Consider the following 15,739-nt stretch of genomic DNA (forward strand, 5'->3'; position numbering starts at 1 on the left):
CTTGAAAAGGACAGAGAAAGAGAGAATAAGAATGATAGATCTTCACTGCGATACGCTGTGGCGTCTGTGCCGGCCCGACGGGCTGCGGGGGCGCCGGGGCGGCCTGGCAGAAAATCCTTTTGGTGTGGATGTGCGCCGGCTGGAGAAGGCGGATTCCTTGGTACAGGCTTTCGCAGTCTTCTTCATGACGGGAATGGTGCCAGGGCCGCTGAGGGAAGAGTGGGCCTATAAGACGGCGAGACGCAGAATCAGGGCGTATCACAGGTGGAGAATCGAGACAGGAGGCAGGCTGGAACCCATTCGGAGCTGGCAGGATGTGGATTTCTGCGAAAGATACGGATGTGTGGGGAGCCTGCTGACTTTGGAGGATGCGGTACCCTTTGGACAGGATTTGGGGCGGCTGAAGGAATTTTATGATTTGGGTGTGAGGCTGGTGACATTGACCTGGAATCATGAGAATTCCGTTGGATGGCCGAATTCCACGAATCGTACGGTGATGGGAAGGGGGCTGAAGCCCTTTGGAAGAGAGGTGGTGGAGGAGATGAACTATCTGGGAATTCTGGTGGATGTCTCGCATCTGTCTGATGGAGGGTTCTGGGATGTGGTGAGGCTGAGCAAGAAGCCGTTTATCGCCTCCCACTCCAATGCCAGGGCAGTGACCTCCCATCCCAGAAACCTGACTGACAGGATGATACGGGCGGTGGCAGAAAGCGGTGGAGTCATCGGCCTGAATTTCTGTCCGAGCTTTTTAAGCGAAAAGAAGATCAGTACTGTCGCAGGTATGCTTCGCCATCTGCACCATATTTACCAGGTGGGCGGCGAGGACGTTCTGGCTCTGGGTAGCGACCTGGATGGAATCAGCGGCAAGCTTCAGCTGAACAGTTGCGATCAGATTGAGTATCTGGCCAGGGCCCTGCGCAGGCACGGGATGTCCTGGCGGGTACTGGAAAAGCTCTGGTATCAGAATGCTCGTCGGGTGTTCCGGGAGGTTTTGCCGGAGAGGTGAGGGTAGGGTTTCTTACTGTTTATTAGAAAAAACGCCAAAAAGGATTTTCAGCAGCAGAGATTGCGGATGTTTTAGAGGAAAGTGTGGAAAATATTCAGAAAATTTACGAGGAAGTTATAAAAAGACTGGGGCGGCCCGTCACGGGGGCCTTAGAGCTTTTTCTACAATCCATGCGTATTAAAAAAATGCAAGAATCAAACTCACCTACTTTTTTGTAAAAAATGCTTGACAATTTTTCTGAAAGGTGTAAAATCATAAAAAAACGAAAGGATGCTTTTATCATGGCAAATCAAAAAAGAAATATGACAATTGCAAATGCATATTACTTTTTTAACTTCCAGGGCTTTTATTTTTATAAAGGCGTTGGTTCTTTTTGCTACGATAAAACATTTTATGGTGATTGACACAGATCGTTGATATGAGCGTGTGATTTTGAGCCGGTGTTTGCGTAGCAAGCATCGGCTTTTTGTCGTGATAAGCAGGATATTCAGTGCGAAAGTGTTAGTTATCCGCCGCAAGGCGATTTCCCTTATGACAAAAAAGAAAATTTTATCAGATGGGGAAGACTCCCGCCTATATAGGCGGTAAGTAAGAAATTAGTATCAGTGGTGGGAGTCAAGTCCCCATCTGATAAACGCTCGGCGAGGATTCGAAGATGAATGGTGTCGGTTAATGCCGACTCGAATCCCGCGCCAAGATTCGCGAGTGAGTCTTGAATTACAGAATCAAAAAACAGGAGGAATTAGAGATGATAGTAGTATTGAAACATGGTGTGACGGAACAGCAGATGAGGAACCTGATTGCATGGTTCAAGGACCAGGGAGTGGATGTCCATGTTTCCAGAGGTATCTACCAGACAGTGCTCGGGTTGGTGGGAGATACCAGTGATATTGACGTGGATTTACTGAGAATGCTGGATATTGTGGATGCAGTCAAGAGAATCACGGACCCGTTTAAGAAGGCAAACCGTAAATTCCATCCAGAAGATTCTGTGATCGAAGTGGGAGAGTCCAAGGTGAAGATCGGCGGAGGTAATTTCGCGGTGATCGCGGGGCCTTGCTCCGTGGAATCAGAAGAACAGATCATCGAGGTGGCACAGAAGGTGAAAGCAGCCGGGGCTACTCTGCTAAGAGGCGGTGCATTCAAGCCGAGAACTTCACCCTACGATTTCCAAGGAATGCGGGCAGAGGGAATCGAGCTTTTACTGGAGGCAAAGAAGGAGACTGGACTTCCTATTGTAACGGAGATCATGAATGCCAACCATATTCCGCTGTTCGAAGAAGTGGATTTAATTCAGGTGGGAGCCAGAAACATGCAGAATTTTGAGCTGCTAAAGGAACTGGGAAAACTGCAAAAGCCAATTCTTCTGAAACGTGGACTGGCGAACACGATGAAGGAATGGCTGATGAGTGCCGAGTACATTATGGCTGGTGGAAATGAAAATGTGATCTTATGTGAGCGAGGTATTCGTACCTTTGAGACTTACACGAGAAATACCCTGGATTTGTCGGCAGTGCCGATGCTTCATGAGCTGACGCATCTTCCAGTGATTGTAGATCCGAGTCACGCCACAGGAATGGCAAGGTTGGTGGAGCCGATGGCTTGTGCGGCTGTAGGATGCCAGGCGGATGGCCTGATGATCGAGGTGCACAACAATCCGGCGAAGGCGCTGTGTGATGGACCTCAATCCCTGACGCCGGAGCAGTTCGCTAAGGTGATGGGGAAAGTGAGAAAGATCAAGGAGGTCGTGGACGAATGCGAGTAGGAATTGTTGGCTTGGGCTTGATCGGCGGTTCCTTCGCAAAGGCATACCATGAGAGCAAGGACTGGGAGGTCTACGGGATGGACAGCGATAAGAGAATCCTGGACTTGGCTCTGCTGGCGGAAGATTTGGACGGTGTTTTGGATGAGACGACGATTTCCCAGTGCGATCTTCTATTGATTGCACTTTACCCACAGGCGGTGATTGAATATCTGGAAAAAAACGCGCCGTATATATCCAAGGATACCGTGGTCATTGACTGCGGGGGGACGAAGAGGAAGATCTGTGAGGCTGGATTCCAGATTGCTGAAAAGTACGGATTTACCTTTATTGGAGGACACCCCATGGCAGGCAGGCATTATACGGGGTACAAGTATAGTCTGGCAAATCTGTATGATGGAATGGCGATGGTTATTATACCTAAGACCTGTGACGATATGAATTGGCTGGAACACATCAAAGATCTCCTGAAGCCTGCGAGATTTGGCACGGTCACAGTGACTACGGCAGAGAACCATGACAAGATGATTGCATTTACCTCTCAGCTCGCGCACGTGGTGTCAAACGCATATATCAAAAGCCCTACGGCCAGAGAGCACCACGGTTATTCGGCAGGCAGCTACAAGGACTTGACCAGGGTCGCTTGGCTGAATGAGGTGATGTGGACCGAGCTTTTTATGGAAAACAGGGATTACTTAACAGAAGAAATCCGTTTTCTAAGAGAGGAATTAAAGAAGTATCAGAACGCTTTGGAGCAACAGGATTTTGAGAAGATGAGAGAGCTTCTGAGAGAAGGAAAAGAACGCAAGGTAGAGGTAGACGGAAGATGATTTGTGTGGAAGTAAAGGCATCGAGAGACTATGAGATACGGATTGAGTCTGGGAGCCTGAAAAAGGCAGGAGAGTATATTGGCCAGGTGGTTGCGGGCCGCCACGCGGTGATTGTTACTGACAGTACAGTCAAGGAGTTGTATTTAGATACAGTGGAGGAAAGTCTGAGCAGAGCGAGTTTTCAGACAGACTCTTTTGTGATTCCCAGCGGTGAAAAATCCAAGGATGCGGCACATTATATTCAGCTCCTGGAATTTCTGGCAGAGAAAACTGTGACCAGAAGCGATGTCCTGGTGGCTTTGGGCGGTGGAGTAGTCGGAGATCTGACAGGATTTGCCGCAGCGACTTTTCTGAGGGGTGTCCATTTTGTACAGATTCCGACAACGTTGTTGGCGGCGGTGGACTCCTCCGTGGGAGGAAAGACGGCGATAGACCTGCAAGCGGGAAAAAATCTGGCAGGGTGCTTTTACCAGCCATCTTTGGTTCTGTGTGACTGTGAGACTTTGAAATCTCTGAAACCAGAGACCTTCTCGGAGGGAATGGCGGAAGTGATTAAGTATGGAGCGATTGCGGACCGAAAACTTTGGGAGAAGCTGAGAGCTCCCATATGGCCACAGATCGAGGAGATTGTGGCGCGCTGTGTGGAGATTAAGAGAGATATCGTGGAGCAGGATGAATTTGATTTGGGAGTACGGCAGTACTTAAATTTTGGACATACCATTGGGCATTCCATCGAGAAGAACAGCGGGTATGAGATCAGCCATGGGAGAGCCGTGGCGATAGGAATGGTGCTGGCTGCGAAGCTTTCAGTGAAGCAAGGAGAGTGCGGGGAGGAGTGCCTGGGGCAGATGCGGGAAATGTTGGAGAGATACGAACTGCCGACGACGACGGACTATTCCGCTGAGCAGCTTATCGGTCCTATGAAGGCGGACAAAAAGAGAAGCGGGAATACCGTATCTTTTATATTGCTACGAGAAATCGGACAGTGCTTTTCCAGAAAAATGACAATCAATGAGATGGACGAGGCAGTTAGGGAAATTTTGGGGGATGAAGGATGAGAGTATTGATTGAGAACAGGCTTCTGGGTGGAAGTGTTCGGGCGATTCCGTCGAAGTCCATGGCTCACCGTCATTTTATCGCGGCAGCTCTGGCAGAGGCTCCTTCTAGGGTCGTCTGTCCGGGGATGTCGGAGGATATAAAAGCCACCATGGACTGTCTGGAAGCTATGGGTGTCATGTTTAATAGGAAGAAATCAGAGTATGAAGTAATGTCTGAGACAAAGAAATGGAGCGCAGGGGCGGATGAAGCTTTGAAGCTTCCTTGCAAGGAGAGCGGTTCCACCCTGCGTTTTTTGTTGCCAGTGGTGGCTGCACTGGGAATCAAAGTGGAATTTCACGAGGAGGGACGACTACCTCAAAGACCTCTGTCCCCTTTATATGAGGAGCTTCAAAAGCATGGGTGTAGATTGTCGCCTCAGGGAGTGACACCGCTTCGGTGCCAGGGAAAATTGGAAGCGGGGATTTATGAGATTCCAGGCAATATATCCTCACAATTTATCACGGGATTATTGTTCGCTTTGCCGCTGCTGAAAGGAGACAGTGAGATTCGCCTTACTTCTGCGCTGGAATCGGCTCGCTATGTGGATATGACCCTTCAAGTCCTCAAACAATATGGGGTAGTTGTCTCCTGCACAGAGGAAGGATTTCAGATTCCAGGCGGACAGAGCTATCTGGCACAGCAGAGTGTACAGATTGAAGGAGACTGGTCTAACGCCGCTTTCTGGCTGACGGCTGCCGCAATGGGAAAGAAGATCACAGTCACCTGTCTGGATGAGAATTCTACACAGGGAGACAAAAAGATTTTGGATATCCTAAAGCGTATGGGCGCGAAGGTGGAGCAAAGGGATTGGGAGGCCACTGTGACTCCGGAAAGATTGGATGGAACGGATATTGACGCGGGAGACATCCCGGACTTGGTTCCGATTCTGGCTGCCGCGGCTGCGGTCAGTCGGGGAAAAACGAGAATCTACAATGCAGGACGGCTCAGGCTCAAAGAGAGCGACCGGCTCAAATCGGTGTCTCAGGTACTGAATGGCCTGGGCGGACAGGTGAGAGAGTTGGAAGACGGGCTGGAAATTACAGGGCGGGAGAGACTCGCCGGGGGCCGGGTGGATGCTGCCGGAGATCATCGGATCGCAATGATGGCCGCAGTAGCGGCTATGGTCTGTGAAAATCCGGTGGAAATCTGCGGAGCACAGGCGGTCAATAAGTCCTATCCGGGATTTTTTGAGGATTATCAGAGCTTAGGTGGAAAGGTGGTTATGGAGCAGATATGAGTTCAATCGTGGGAGAAAATATCAAAGTCTCAGTGTTTGGGCAGTCTCATTCTAAAGCCATTGGAGTGGTGATTGATGGGCTTCCGGCGGGACTTACTATAGATATGGAGGAACTGAAAGCCTTTATGAAGCGCAGAGCGCCGGGAGGAAAGGCGTATGCCACGGCGAGAAAGGAAGCGGATGTGCCGGAGTTTCTCTCTGGGCTGGTGGAGAATACCACTTGCGGTGCGCCATTGTGTGCAGTGATTCACAACAAAGACACGAGATCGTCAGACTATGAAAATCTAAAAAATATTCCCAGGCCGGGACACGCGGACTATCCGGCACAGATAAAATTTCAAGGCTTCCAGGACGTGGCCGGCGGTGGTCATTTTTCTGGACGGCTGACAGCGCCTCTGTGTGTAGCGGGAAATATTTGTATGCAGGCTCTCAGAGAGAGGGGAATACAGGTGGCAGCCCATATCTATCGAATCGCTCATGTGCAGGACAGGCCGGCGAATCTGACAGATCTGACTCAGGCGGAGCTTTTGAAGGTGAGGGAAAAAGAGTTTCCCGTGCTGGAAGATGAGAAGGGTGAGAAGATGCGTCAGGCGATTGCACAGGCGAAGGACGAGCTGGACTCTGTGGGAGGAATCATAGAGTGTGTGATCACAGGAGTCCCTGCAGGAGTCGGCAGTCCCATGTTCGCAGGAGTGGAGAACCGTCTGGCAGCTGCGGCTTTTGGGGTTCCAGCTGTCAAGGGGATTGAGTTCGGCAATGGGTTCGGCTGTGCGAATTTGAGAGGATCCCAGAACAATGACAGCTATGAAATTCAGGAAGGCCGCGTGGTGACTAAGACGAACCACAGCGGTGGAGTTTTAGGGGGGATTTCCACGGGAATGCCCATCGTATTCCGGGTGGCAATAAAGCCAACCTCCTCCATAGCCCAGGAGCAGGACAGTATTCGGATGCGTGAGATGGAGAATGCGAAACTGGTAGTCAAAGGCAGACACGACCCATGTATCGTGCCTAGGGCGGTGCCCTGTGTGGAAGCAGTCGCAGCCTTGACGATTTATGATATGCTATGCTGCTAGGGTCAAAAGACCATGCGTTTCATGCTTGCATGGAATTGGGATTTTGGAGCATGAAATGCGGAGCAAGCCGAGACAGCATAGGGATTTTAAATGGAGAAATAAACTAGGACAGTAAAGGAGAAAAGACATGGACTATTTGAGACAGGAGATCGATGGAATAGACAAGGAACTTTTAGAGTTGTTTCAGAAGAGAATGAAGACCTGCGCCGAGCTGGCAGAATATAAGAAGAAAAAAGAGATTCCGATTTTGGATGAGTCCAGAGAGCGCCAGAAGCTGGCGATGGTGACAGAACAATCCGAGGAAGGAATGACGGACTATAACCGGAACCTCTTCGGTGTTGTCATGGATTTGAGCAAAGCATACCAGCAGAAGCTGAACCGTGCGCACAGCGAGTGGGAAAAGGTGATCAGCGAAGCCATAGAGAACACAGAGAAAACCTTGCCGAAATATCCATTTGTAGCTTGTCAGGGTGTGGAGGGAGCCTACTCTCAGATCGCGGCAGACAAAATTTTCAAGACAAAGACCAACATTATGTATTGCACGGATTTTGAAGGGGTCTTTGCGGCCGTGGACAAGGGAATGTGCCGCTACGGCATTTTGCCGGTGGAAAACAGCACCGCAGGTTCTGTCAATCGAATTTACGATCTAATGACGAAATATAATTTCTACATTGTGCGGGCGCTGCGCCTGAGGATAGACCACAACCTCCTGGCAAAGCACGGGACGAAGGTGGCAGACATCAAGGAGATCTTTTCTCATGAGCAGGCGATCAGCCAGTGCAGCCAGTATCTGAAACAGTTCCCAGATGTGAAAGTGACCGTCTGCGAGAATACTGCGGTCGCTGCCAAGATGGTGGCAGAGTCAGAACGCAGTGATGTGGCGGCGCTCTCCTCTAGAAGCTGTGCGGAGTTGTATGATCTAGAAATGCTGGACAAATGCGTTCAGGACCAGGAGAACAATTACACGAGATTTATTTGCATTTCCAAAAATTTGGAGATTTATCCTGGTTCTGACAAGACCAGCATGATGATGAGCGTGAGCCATAAACCAGGCGGGCTGTACAAGATTCTTTCCAGATTCTTCGTGCTGGGAATTAACCTGACGAAGTTGGAGAGCCGTCCGATTCCTGATCGGGATTTTGAATTTATGTTCTATGTAGATTTGGAGACATCTGTCTATTCTGAAGAGTTTATCCAGGCAGTTTGTGAGATGGACAATATCTGTGAGAGTTTCCGCTATCTTGGAAGTTATTCGGAGGTTATCTGATGGAATATGGACTTTTGGGGGAGAAGCTAGGCCACAGCTTTTCTCCTCAGATACACAGTCAGCTGGCGGGCTACAGCTATGAACTGGTGGAGAAAACGCCCCAGGAAGTGGAGGTATTTCTCAAAGAGAGAGAATTTCAGGGCCTGAACGTGACGATTCCCTATAAGAAAAAGGTGTTTGATTGCTGTGATCAGGTTTCAGAGCTGGCACGGCGGATTGGCAGCATCAATACGATTGCGAATCGCGGTGGGTGGCTGTATGGGGATAACACGGACTATTATGGATTCCGCTATATGATACATAGGCTGGGTGTCAGCGTGGCAGAAAAGAAAGCGGTTGTTTTGGGAAACGGGGGCGTCGCTCCGGCAGTACGAGCAGCCCTCGAAGATGAGGGAGCCGGAGAAATTGTGACTGTCTCACGGCGGGGCGAGAATAATTATAATAATATTTCTAGACACTATGATGCGAAGATTCTCGTGAACACGACTCCGCTGGGGATGTACCCGGGGAATGGAGAGGCCGCAGTGGATTTAGGGCCTTTTAAACAGTGTGAGGCCGTCTACGATCTGATTTATAATCCGCTGAAGACTAAACTGCTGTTGTCGGCGGAAAAGTTAGGGATTCCCTGTATGGATGGTCTGTCTATGTTGGTGGCACAGGCGAAGAAGTCCTGTGAGATTTTTCAGCAGATATCTTTGCCGGAGGAAAAGGTAGAGGAAATTACGGGGTGTCTGCGAAGAAAAGTGAGTAATGTGTGCCTGATCGGGATGCCAGGCTGCGGAAAGACGACCGTGGGAGAACGGCTGGCCGCAAGGCTTGGCAAAAAGTTTGTGGATATTGACCGGGAGATTGTCAAAAGAATGGGAAAAGAAATCCCGGAGATCTTCAGAGAGTCTGGGGAAACCGGGTTCCGAAAGATGGAAAGTGAAGTTCTGAGTGAGGTGACGAAGCAGACAGGCCAGGTAGTCGCCACCGGCGGAGGTGTGGTGGTGACTCCAAAGAACTGTGAGTTGGTTCGCCAGAATGGTGAAGTGATCTTCTTGAAAAGAGATCTGAGAGAGTTAACTGTGGCGGGTCGGCCCGTATCGCAGTCTCGTCCCTTGGAGCAGATCTATGAAGAGAGAATCGATGCCTACCGTTCTTGGAGTGATTTCCAGGTAGAAAATCGCACGGTGGAGAAAACGGTGCGGGAGATAGAAAGCTTGTTGGTGTGACAGGAGATTTAATAATCATGGATAGGGAAAAACGTATTATGTAGAAAAAGAACTGCTATTTTGTTACGGTTTAAAAGAAGTTCTTTGGAAAAATAAGAGGCTGCCAGGGCAGCCTCTTATTTTTGTAACAGGAAAGATTTTGTCACGCTAATGCGTAAAAGCACTTCCCTGTTACAAAAAACGCTCCGCTAAGGATGCGCACGCCGCAATAAGGCAGTTTATCGCGAAGCGGTATTGCGGCGGCGCGCAAAAGCGGGGCGTGCTCCTCAAAGATTGAGGGGATGGGGAGTTGAAGTGGGCTTGCCCACTTTGTTCTTTTGAGAAAAATTAGGGCATAACAGGTTCTTATGCTTCGGAGGAATCCAGCGCGGATGCCTCTTTTTCATATTTCCGCCCGATACCAGTAATGGCGCTGAGCAGGAAAATTAAAAACAGGAAGATACAGTGATAATTGTAAGGCATGATATCTTTGAAAGAGAAAGCAGGACTGACACCTTCACATTGAACTGCAAAGCTGATAGCCAGCATACATGGAGTCCCATAAGGCATTAGGCCTGTAACTGCGCAGGCTGTCGCATCCAGAAAGTTGGCGCCGCGGTTCCGGTCAATTTTGAATTTTCGCATAATTTCTTTTACCATTGGTCCAAAGAACATTACTGCTGTGGAGCTGCCGCCGGATGCCAGGCTGCCGATGGCAGAAGCCAGCATACAAACCAGCTCTGCGGATCTGGGAGTTTTGCAGATTTTTACCAGGCCATTGAGAAGTTTATCAAAAGAACCGGTCTGGTTCAAAATTTCCAGGATACCAAATAAAAGCATAATGAATAAAATGATATTTAACATACCAGTCATGCCGGCGAGAATAGGTCCGGTTTCACTGAGCATGGTTTCCACAGAGATACAGCCTAAAATGAGATTGATCAGGATGCCGGTGACATTGCAGATCAGAAGAGTGGGAACCAATCCCCATCCTTTTTTCATCATCACGATCATAATGATGGGAATTATCAGCAGAACCAACGCTTTTGCGTCAGAAGAGTCCATTTGGATATTAGCGGCCTGCTCCACAGTGGTGCTAAGTCCCATAATGATGAAGAGGACTGCAGAGATTGCACCGGCAATAAGAGAATAAGGGAGCCGGGTGGCGACCACTTCGTTGATTTTTGCTTCCTGTGTCAGGGCGGAGCCAATAGTGGTGTCAGAAATAGGCGCCAGGTTATCGCCGAAGATAGCGCCGCTGATAATTGCACCGCATACCAGGCCGACGTTACAGTCCAGACTGGCTGCCAGAGGAACCAAGACCGGGGCAACTGCGGTCACAGAACCGGAAGACGTGCCGCAGGCAGTGGAAATCAGTACACAGGTTAAAAAAGCAATGACAGGAATAAAACCTGTAGGGAGATGTAGAATGCTCATCGCCCAGATCAGTCCGTTAATCAGACCGCTCATTTTCAAAAGCTGAGACAGGACGCCGGCCAGCAGAAACGCCATGATAATGACGGCCAGCATATGGTTTTGCAGTCCTGCCATGAGAATATCGCCGTAGTGTTTTTTGTCTTTGGCTAGAAACAGACCGACAACCAGGCCAAAGAAACCAAACAGAGAGAAACGTAAAAGTCCGCCGCTGCCGAGTATTACGCTGGCAATCATGCCGACGATCATGACGATAATCGGAATCCAGGGGCCGAGTGTCTTTCCATAAAATTGTTTTTTTTCGTTCATATTTTTGCTACCTCCGCTGATACTTTCCTTTGAGAAAGCACTTCCTTTAAAAGAATCGTTTTTTAATGAGTAGAAAAATTTTCAGGTACCCTTGCTAGCTAAGGGAAGTTTCTCAGTTCCAATACCATTTGGAACATAAGGCAGATAAAATAAAATGTGAATTAAGATTTATTTTATTAAATTTTAATATATTCCTTAATACAAGTAAAATGAAAAAAATGGTTTAATTTATGCGAAAAATAGATAGGTTTATTCATTATTCAAAAAACAGATAAGAATATTTAGAAATATCGTTGGACAACAGCGAGGACAGCTAGTAGAGTAAAGGCAGACATAAGGCAGATAAATTGTGAGGAAAGAGAACAGAAAAAAGGAGAAGGAAATGGAATACTATTTTAATGCAAATCTGAAAAATATTCCGCCGTCTGCGTCTCTGGCGGTTTCGGAAAAAGCAAGAGAGCTGAAAAAAAAGGGGATTGACGTAATCACGCTGGCTACCGGAGAACCGGATTTTGACACGCCCTACGCTGCCAGGTTTGCGGCAGTGAAAGCGCTGGTCGAGGGACATACCCATTATTCCCAGGCCAGAGGAATCGAAGAGCTTCGAGACTGTATCGCAAAGAAATTAAGGAAGGAGAACGGGATTTCCTGCGACAGCCAGCAGATTTTGTTGACTCCAGGCGCCAAGTATGCGGTTTATGAAGCAATCGCGGTTTTGGTTACGCCTCAAAGTGGTGATGAAGTTATGATCTTGAATCCTGCCTGGGTTTCCTATGGGCCGATGGTCATTGCAGCAGGCGGAGTTCCTGTGGAAGTAGGACTCTCTTTTGAGAATAACTATAAAATTAGCCGGGAGATCTTAGAACAGCATGTCAGCGAACGGACAAGAGCACTGATTATCAATTATCCCAACAACCCTACAGGTTGTATCCTGACAGAGGAAGAGGCACAGATTGTCGCAGATTTCGCGATTACCCATAATTTGATTGTGATTTCTGACGAGATTTATGAGAGAATCTGCTTTGACGGACGCAAAAACAAAAGCCTCGCCAGCATCGAGAAGGTGAAAGACCGGGTGATTACCATCAATGGTTTTTCCAAGAGCATGGCGATGACTGGCTGGAGGATTGGTTATCTGTGCGGCCCGCAACAATTGATTGACAAAGCGCTGCTGTACTCCCAGCATACGATTTCCTGCCTGAGCGATTTCTGCCAGGAAGGAGCAGCCGCATCCTTTGAATGTCAGGAAGAGGCAGAAGAAATGGTGAAGAGTTATCAGAACCAAAGAGATATGTTTGTGGGAAAATTAAATGAGATTCCCCACGTGACCTGCCATCTTCCACAGGGGGCCTTTTACGCCTGGGCAAAGTTTGAGCTGGGAGACATGGACAGTGTGGCGGTCAGTGAATTTCTTCTGGAAAAAGCGCATGTGGCTACTGTGCCCGGGGCGTCTTATGGAAAAGGAACAGACAAATGTGTGCGGATGTCTTTTGCAACTGCGGAGAAGGATTTGCAGGAGGCAGCCAAGAGAATTGACAGTGCGGTGAGAACTTATTTAAACGGAGGTGAGTGATAAATGTCTACGGTAAACTGCAGAATTGTGCTGGACTTTGAAAGACCCAGCAAAGAACTTTTGGAAAAATTCAAGGAACTTCCAGTGGCTACACTAGATGATAGCATGAACCGGATGTCTGCCATGGACAGTGGAATTCATGCTTATAGTAAGGGCAAGCTGGCAGGACCGGCTTTTACGATTAAGGTTCCTTATGGAGATAATCTGATGCTTCATAAGAGTGTAGACATGATAAAGCCTGGAGACATTTTGGTAATACAGTGTGAAAACAGTTTGAACCGGGCAATTTTCGGTTCTCTTCTGGTGAATAATCTGAAAGAAAAAGGCGCAAGAGGAATCATTGTGGACGGAGCAATTCGGGACAGCGAGGAGATCTCTCAAATTGAGGGGATACCGGTCTATGCCAGATGTACATCGCCCAACGGACCATGGAAAAACGGCCCGGGCGAAATCAATACAACGATTGCGGTGGGAGGACAGATTGTAAGGCCCGGAGATATTGTCTGTGCCGATCAGGACGGAATTGTAGTGGTTCCTCAGGAGTATGCGGAAGAAATAGCTGCGGAGACAAAGGAAAAAGAAGAAGGAGAAAAAGTTGTCCTGGCTCAAATGCTGGCTGGAAAATTTGAAAGGCCATGGGTAGAGCAGGCGATGGAAAAATTGAAAGTTGACGTAAAACCCCGATAGTGTTAAATTTATAGTAAAATTTAAAGGATGGGGAGATTTTGGATGGATTTCAAACAGATTGAGACATTTTTAACGATCGCAAAATATAAAAGCTTCACCAAAAGTAGTGAAGTCTTATATGTGTCTCAGTCTACGGTGAGCAATCGTCTGAGATCTCTGGAAGAAGAGCTGGATCTTGTCCTGGTAATTCGAAAAAAAGGAATGTCTACGGTGACGCTCACTGAAAAAGGAGAGGAATTTATCGACATTGCAAAGCAATGGGTGGAAGTCTATGAGAGAACCCGGAGGCTGAGTCAGGAACAAAAATTCCAGTCGGTAAGTTTTGCGGGACCGGAGAGTATTAACCGGCTGTTGGGAAAGCTCTACAAAGAAATTGTGGAAAATGAACCGGCAATTTCTTTGTATGTGAGAACCTGTCATTCCAATGAAGTCGTCCCTATGCTTTTGGACAAAAATATCGAGGTTGGTTTTACTTATCTGTCTTTTGAGTCCAAGGAAATCCATATGCTGAAAATCGGGGAGCAGGGTATGAATGTCGCCATGAAAACTTCGGATTCCGACAGGGGAGGGAGCATCAGCGTCAAAGAGCTGGATCCGGAAAAGGAAATACAGGTACGAGGGGTGGTAAACAATGTACCTGAGATGGCAAAATGGCATGATTTAAACTTTCCACGTGCAAATTCTGCGGATATCAATGTAGACAGCCCGGTGATGATAGTCAATTCCATGAAAGAGGGGAGCTGGTGTGTTCTACCGGAGTCTCTGGCAAATGAGATTCGCCGGGACGGTCAGGTAAAGGTATATCAGATTCAGGAAAAAGTTCCCGTTTTGCCTTATTATATCGCAGTTCGCAGAAAATCCATGGAGTATAATTACGCCCTGAAGCTTTTCGAAAAATACAGTGGATTTAGTGTGTAAGAAAAGAAATTAAATTTATTGAGATTTTTCAATGGCAGAGCTTGTTGCAGACAGGCTCTGCCATTGCTGTGAGACGTACAAAAACCTGCCGAGAGCGGTGCGGGGAGACTGGAAGTTAACTATGCTTATTTGAGAAGAAGAGCTGTCGTTGAAATAGTGCTTATTTGATAACAGCTCTTCCTGACTTTTTTGCAAAAACTTATTAGGATACGGAGATTTCGACTTTCTCTGATGGGTCTTGAAGTACAGACCAGGTAACGACAGAATTTGTCACTACTTCAGGAATTCGTGCGATATCTCGGTTCTCGATGACATTGACTACGTCCTTGTGTATTTTGTAAACGACTTCCCCATGTTGGTGTTTGTGAGTAGCAATGATGGAGGCTTCCATGAAATCCATGATAAAATTGTAGATGCGCTCGATTAGAATGTTGTGAGTGGCTTTACCAAGAAGTTGATGAAATTCTATGTCATTTTTAGCCAGTTTTTTAGGTGACGAACCATCCTTAATCATATTTTCCAGGTCCTCCAAATTTTTTCTCAAAGCAATTCGCTCTTCTTCATTTTCCAGATAATGTTTATCTATCAGTTCCATAATATCGATTTCAAAAAACCTGCGCAGTTCAAAGAGATTCTCCACGTCGGGATTAGACAGAAAAAAACTAAAAAGAAAGGAATCCATCATTCCATTGCCAATGGATTCACAGACATAAGTTCCATTGCCGACACGGATATCGATCAACCCAAAAGCAGCCAGAATTTTCATCGCTTCTCGTACAGAGCCACGGCTGACACATAAACCCTCTGAGATTTCAAGTTCACTTGGAAGACGATCGCCGGGTTTTAACTTGCGGTCCATCAATAGCTGTTTTATATTATTGACTACGATATCCACAGCCGATTCTCTCTTATTACGGCCTTCAAAAAGATTTGACATAGAATAGTTACCTCCTCATTACATATATCTGTATTAATAATACTCGATAAGCTTAGTTTACCATGAGAAAACATAAAACGTCAAACGTTTTGTAATATTTTCTTCTTAAAAGGTATTATATGTACCATGGTGCATATAATACCTTCTTTATGTGATAGGAAAGACCTTGTCACTCTGAAGCGTGATATCCCTTTCCTATCACAAAAACGTTCAGCTAAGAATACGCATGTTGTAAAGAGGAAGGGGTCTTATAGATTCAGGGGAGGGGGAGTTAAGGTGGCTTGCCCACTCTGTTTCATTTTCGTATTGATTTAAGAAGATTGTTTGTGTATAGAATTTTTACCGAAAAGATTTTTTAGAATTTATGAAAAGTAGACAAAAAAAGAAAGAGTGTAGGAAAATAATTGTTAAAAGT

13 protein-coding genes are annotated in these 15,739 nt (G+C 47.2%); 11 read left to right on the forward strand and 2 right to left on the reverse strand.

Going from position 1 to position 15,739, the window contains the following annotated elements; translation table 11 throughout:
• Position 1 precedes the first annotated feature (1 nt).
• From BLHYD_RS04285 to BLHYD_RS04320, 8 genes are all read left to right on the forward strand, one after another.
• A complete protein-coding gene (locus BLHYD_RS04285) occupies positions 2-1,006 on the forward strand; it encodes a dipeptidase (RefSeq protein ID WP_050769896.1) in 1,005 nt (334 codons plus the stop codon).
• A gap of 748 nt (positions 1,007-1,754) precedes the next feature.
• Positions 1,755-2,771: a 3-deoxy-7-phosphoheptulonate synthase gene (gene aroF, locus BLHYD_RS04290; protein ID WP_021844606.1), complete on the forward strand. Its 1,017-nt coding sequence runs from the start codon at positions 1,755-1,757 to the stop codon at positions 2,769-2,771.
• Complete coding sequence (locus BLHYD_RS04295) at positions 2,762-3,598, forward strand: prephenate dehydrogenase (protein WP_005949197.1); 837 nt, start codon at positions 2,762-2,764, stop codon at positions 3,596-3,598. Before aroF ends, BLHYD_RS04295 begins: the two co-directional genes overlap by 10 nt.
• On the forward strand, positions 3,595-4,656 hold the full coding sequence (gene aroB / locus BLHYD_RS04300) for a 3-dehydroquinate synthase (protein WP_005949199.1): 1,062 nt from the start codon (positions 3,595-3,597) through the stop codon (positions 4,654-4,656). Before BLHYD_RS04295 ends, aroB begins: the two co-directional genes overlap by 4 nt.
• Complete coding sequence (gene aroA / locus BLHYD_RS04305) at positions 4,653-5,933, forward strand: 3-phosphoshikimate 1-carboxyvinyltransferase (RefSeq protein ID WP_005949201.1); 1,281 nt, start codon at positions 4,653-4,655, stop codon at positions 5,931-5,933. The genes aroB and aroA overlap by 4 nt, the downstream gene beginning before the upstream one ends.
• Entirely contained in the window at positions 5,930-7,006 is a 1,077-nt protein-coding gene (aroC, locus tag BLHYD_RS04310) for a chorismate synthase (RefSeq protein ID WP_005949203.1), read from the forward strand. The genes aroA and aroC overlap by 4 nt, the downstream gene beginning before the upstream one ends.
• 127 nt (positions 7,007-7,133) lie before the next feature.
• Positions 7,134-8,273 carry a prephenate dehydratase gene (gene pheA / locus BLHYD_RS04315; protein ID WP_005949205.1) on the forward strand — a complete coding sequence of 380 codons (1,140 nt, stop codon included), beginning with the start codon at positions 7,134-7,136 and terminating at the stop codon, positions 8,271-8,273.
• Positions 8,273-9,487 carry a shikimate kinase gene (locus BLHYD_RS04320; RefSeq protein ID WP_005949206.1) on the forward strand — a complete coding sequence of 405 codons (1,215 nt, stop codon included), beginning with the start codon at positions 8,273-8,275 and terminating at the stop codon, positions 9,485-9,487. The genes pheA and BLHYD_RS04320 overlap by 1 nt, the downstream gene beginning before the upstream one ends.
• Positions 9,488-9,832: 345 nt before the next feature.
• Here the strand turns inward: BLHYD_RS04320 and BLHYD_RS04325 are convergent, their stop codons facing one another.
• A complete protein-coding gene (locus tag BLHYD_RS04325; protein ID WP_005949208.1) occupies positions 9,833-11,209 on the reverse strand; it encodes a Na+/H+ antiporter NhaC family protein in 1,377 nt (458 codons plus the stop codon).
• A gap of 382 nt (positions 11,210-11,591) precedes the next feature.
• Here BLHYD_RS04325 and BLHYD_RS04330 point away from each other — a divergent pair, with 382 nt between their 5' ends.
• The 3 genes from BLHYD_RS04330 to BLHYD_RS04340 are packed head-to-tail and all read left to right on the forward strand — an operon-like array spanning position 11,592 to position 14,387.
• Positions 11,592-12,782: a pyridoxal phosphate-dependent aminotransferase gene (locus BLHYD_RS04330; RefSeq protein WP_040350684.1), complete on the forward strand. Its 1,191-nt coding sequence runs from the start codon at positions 11,592-11,594 to the stop codon at positions 12,780-12,782.
• 3 nt (positions 12,783-12,785) lie between these two features.
• Positions 12,786-13,469 (forward strand): RraA family protein, encoded by a 684-nt coding sequence (locus tag BLHYD_RS04335; RefSeq protein ID WP_005949212.1) that lies wholly within the window; start codon positions 12,786-12,788, stop codon positions 13,467-13,469.
• Positions 13,470-13,511: 42 nt separating this feature from the next.
• Positions 13,512-14,387, forward strand: a complete 876-nt coding sequence (locus tag BLHYD_RS04340) for a LysR family transcriptional regulator (RefSeq protein WP_040350643.1) — start codon at positions 13,512-13,514, stop codon at positions 14,385-14,387.
• Between the two features lie 202 nt (positions 14,388-14,589).
• Here BLHYD_RS04340 and BLHYD_RS04345 read toward each other — a convergent pair whose 3' ends face one another.
• Entirely contained in the window at positions 14,590-15,324 is a 735-nt protein-coding gene (locus tag BLHYD_RS04345) for a FadR/GntR family transcriptional regulator (protein WP_005949215.1), read from the reverse strand.
• Between the last annotated feature and the right edge of the window lie 415 nt (positions 15,325-15,739).

The organism is Blautia hydrogenotrophica DSM 10507 (genome assembly GCF_034356035.1).
Taxonomy (GTDB): domain Bacteria; phylum Bacillota; class Clostridia; order Lachnospirales; family Lachnospiraceae; genus Blautia_A; species Blautia_A hydrogenotrophica.

Coding starts and splice junctions, on each gene's coding strand:
- BLHYD_RS04345 (WP_005949215.1), bottom strand. CDS start 15,324: ATGTCAAATCTTTTTGAAGGCCGTAATAAGAGAGAATCGGCTGTGGAT.
- aroC (WP_005949203.1), top strand. CDS start 5,930: ATGAGTTCAATCGTGGGAGAAAATATCAAAGTCTCAGTGTTTGGGCAG.
- pheA (WP_005949205.1), top strand. CDS start 7,134: ATGGACTATTTGAGACAGGAGATCGATGGAATAGACAAGGAACTTTTA.
- BLHYD_RS04335 (WP_005949212.1), top strand. CDS start 12,786: ATGTCTACGGTAAACTGCAGAATTGTGCTGGACTTTGAAAGACCCAGC.
- aroA (WP_005949201.1), top strand. CDS start 4,653: ATGAGAGTATTGATTGAGAACAGGCTTCTGGGTGGAAGTGTTCGGGCG.
- BLHYD_RS04325 (WP_005949208.1), bottom strand. CDS start 11,209: ATGAACGAAAAAAAACAATTTTATGGAAAGACACTCGGCCCCTGGATT.
- BLHYD_RS04295 (WP_005949197.1), top strand. CDS start 2,762: ATGCGAGTAGGAATTGTTGGCTTGGGCTTGATCGGCGGTTCCTTCGCA.
- aroF (WP_021844606.1), top strand. CDS start 1,755: ATGATAGTAGTATTGAAACATGGTGTGACGGAACAGCAGATGAGGAAC.
- BLHYD_RS04330 (WP_040350684.1), top strand. CDS start 11,592: ATGGAATACTATTTTAATGCAAATCTGAAAAATATTCCGCCGTCTGCG.
- BLHYD_RS04320 (WP_005949206.1), top strand. CDS start 8,273: ATGGAATATGGACTTTTGGGGGAGAAGCTAGGCCACAGCTTTTCTCCT.
- BLHYD_RS04340 (WP_040350643.1), top strand. CDS start 13,512: ATGGATTTCAAACAGATTGAGACATTTTTAACGATCGCAAAATATAAA.
- aroB (WP_005949199.1), top strand. CDS start 3,595: ATGATTTGTGTGGAAGTAAAGGCATCGAGAGACTATGAGATACGGATT.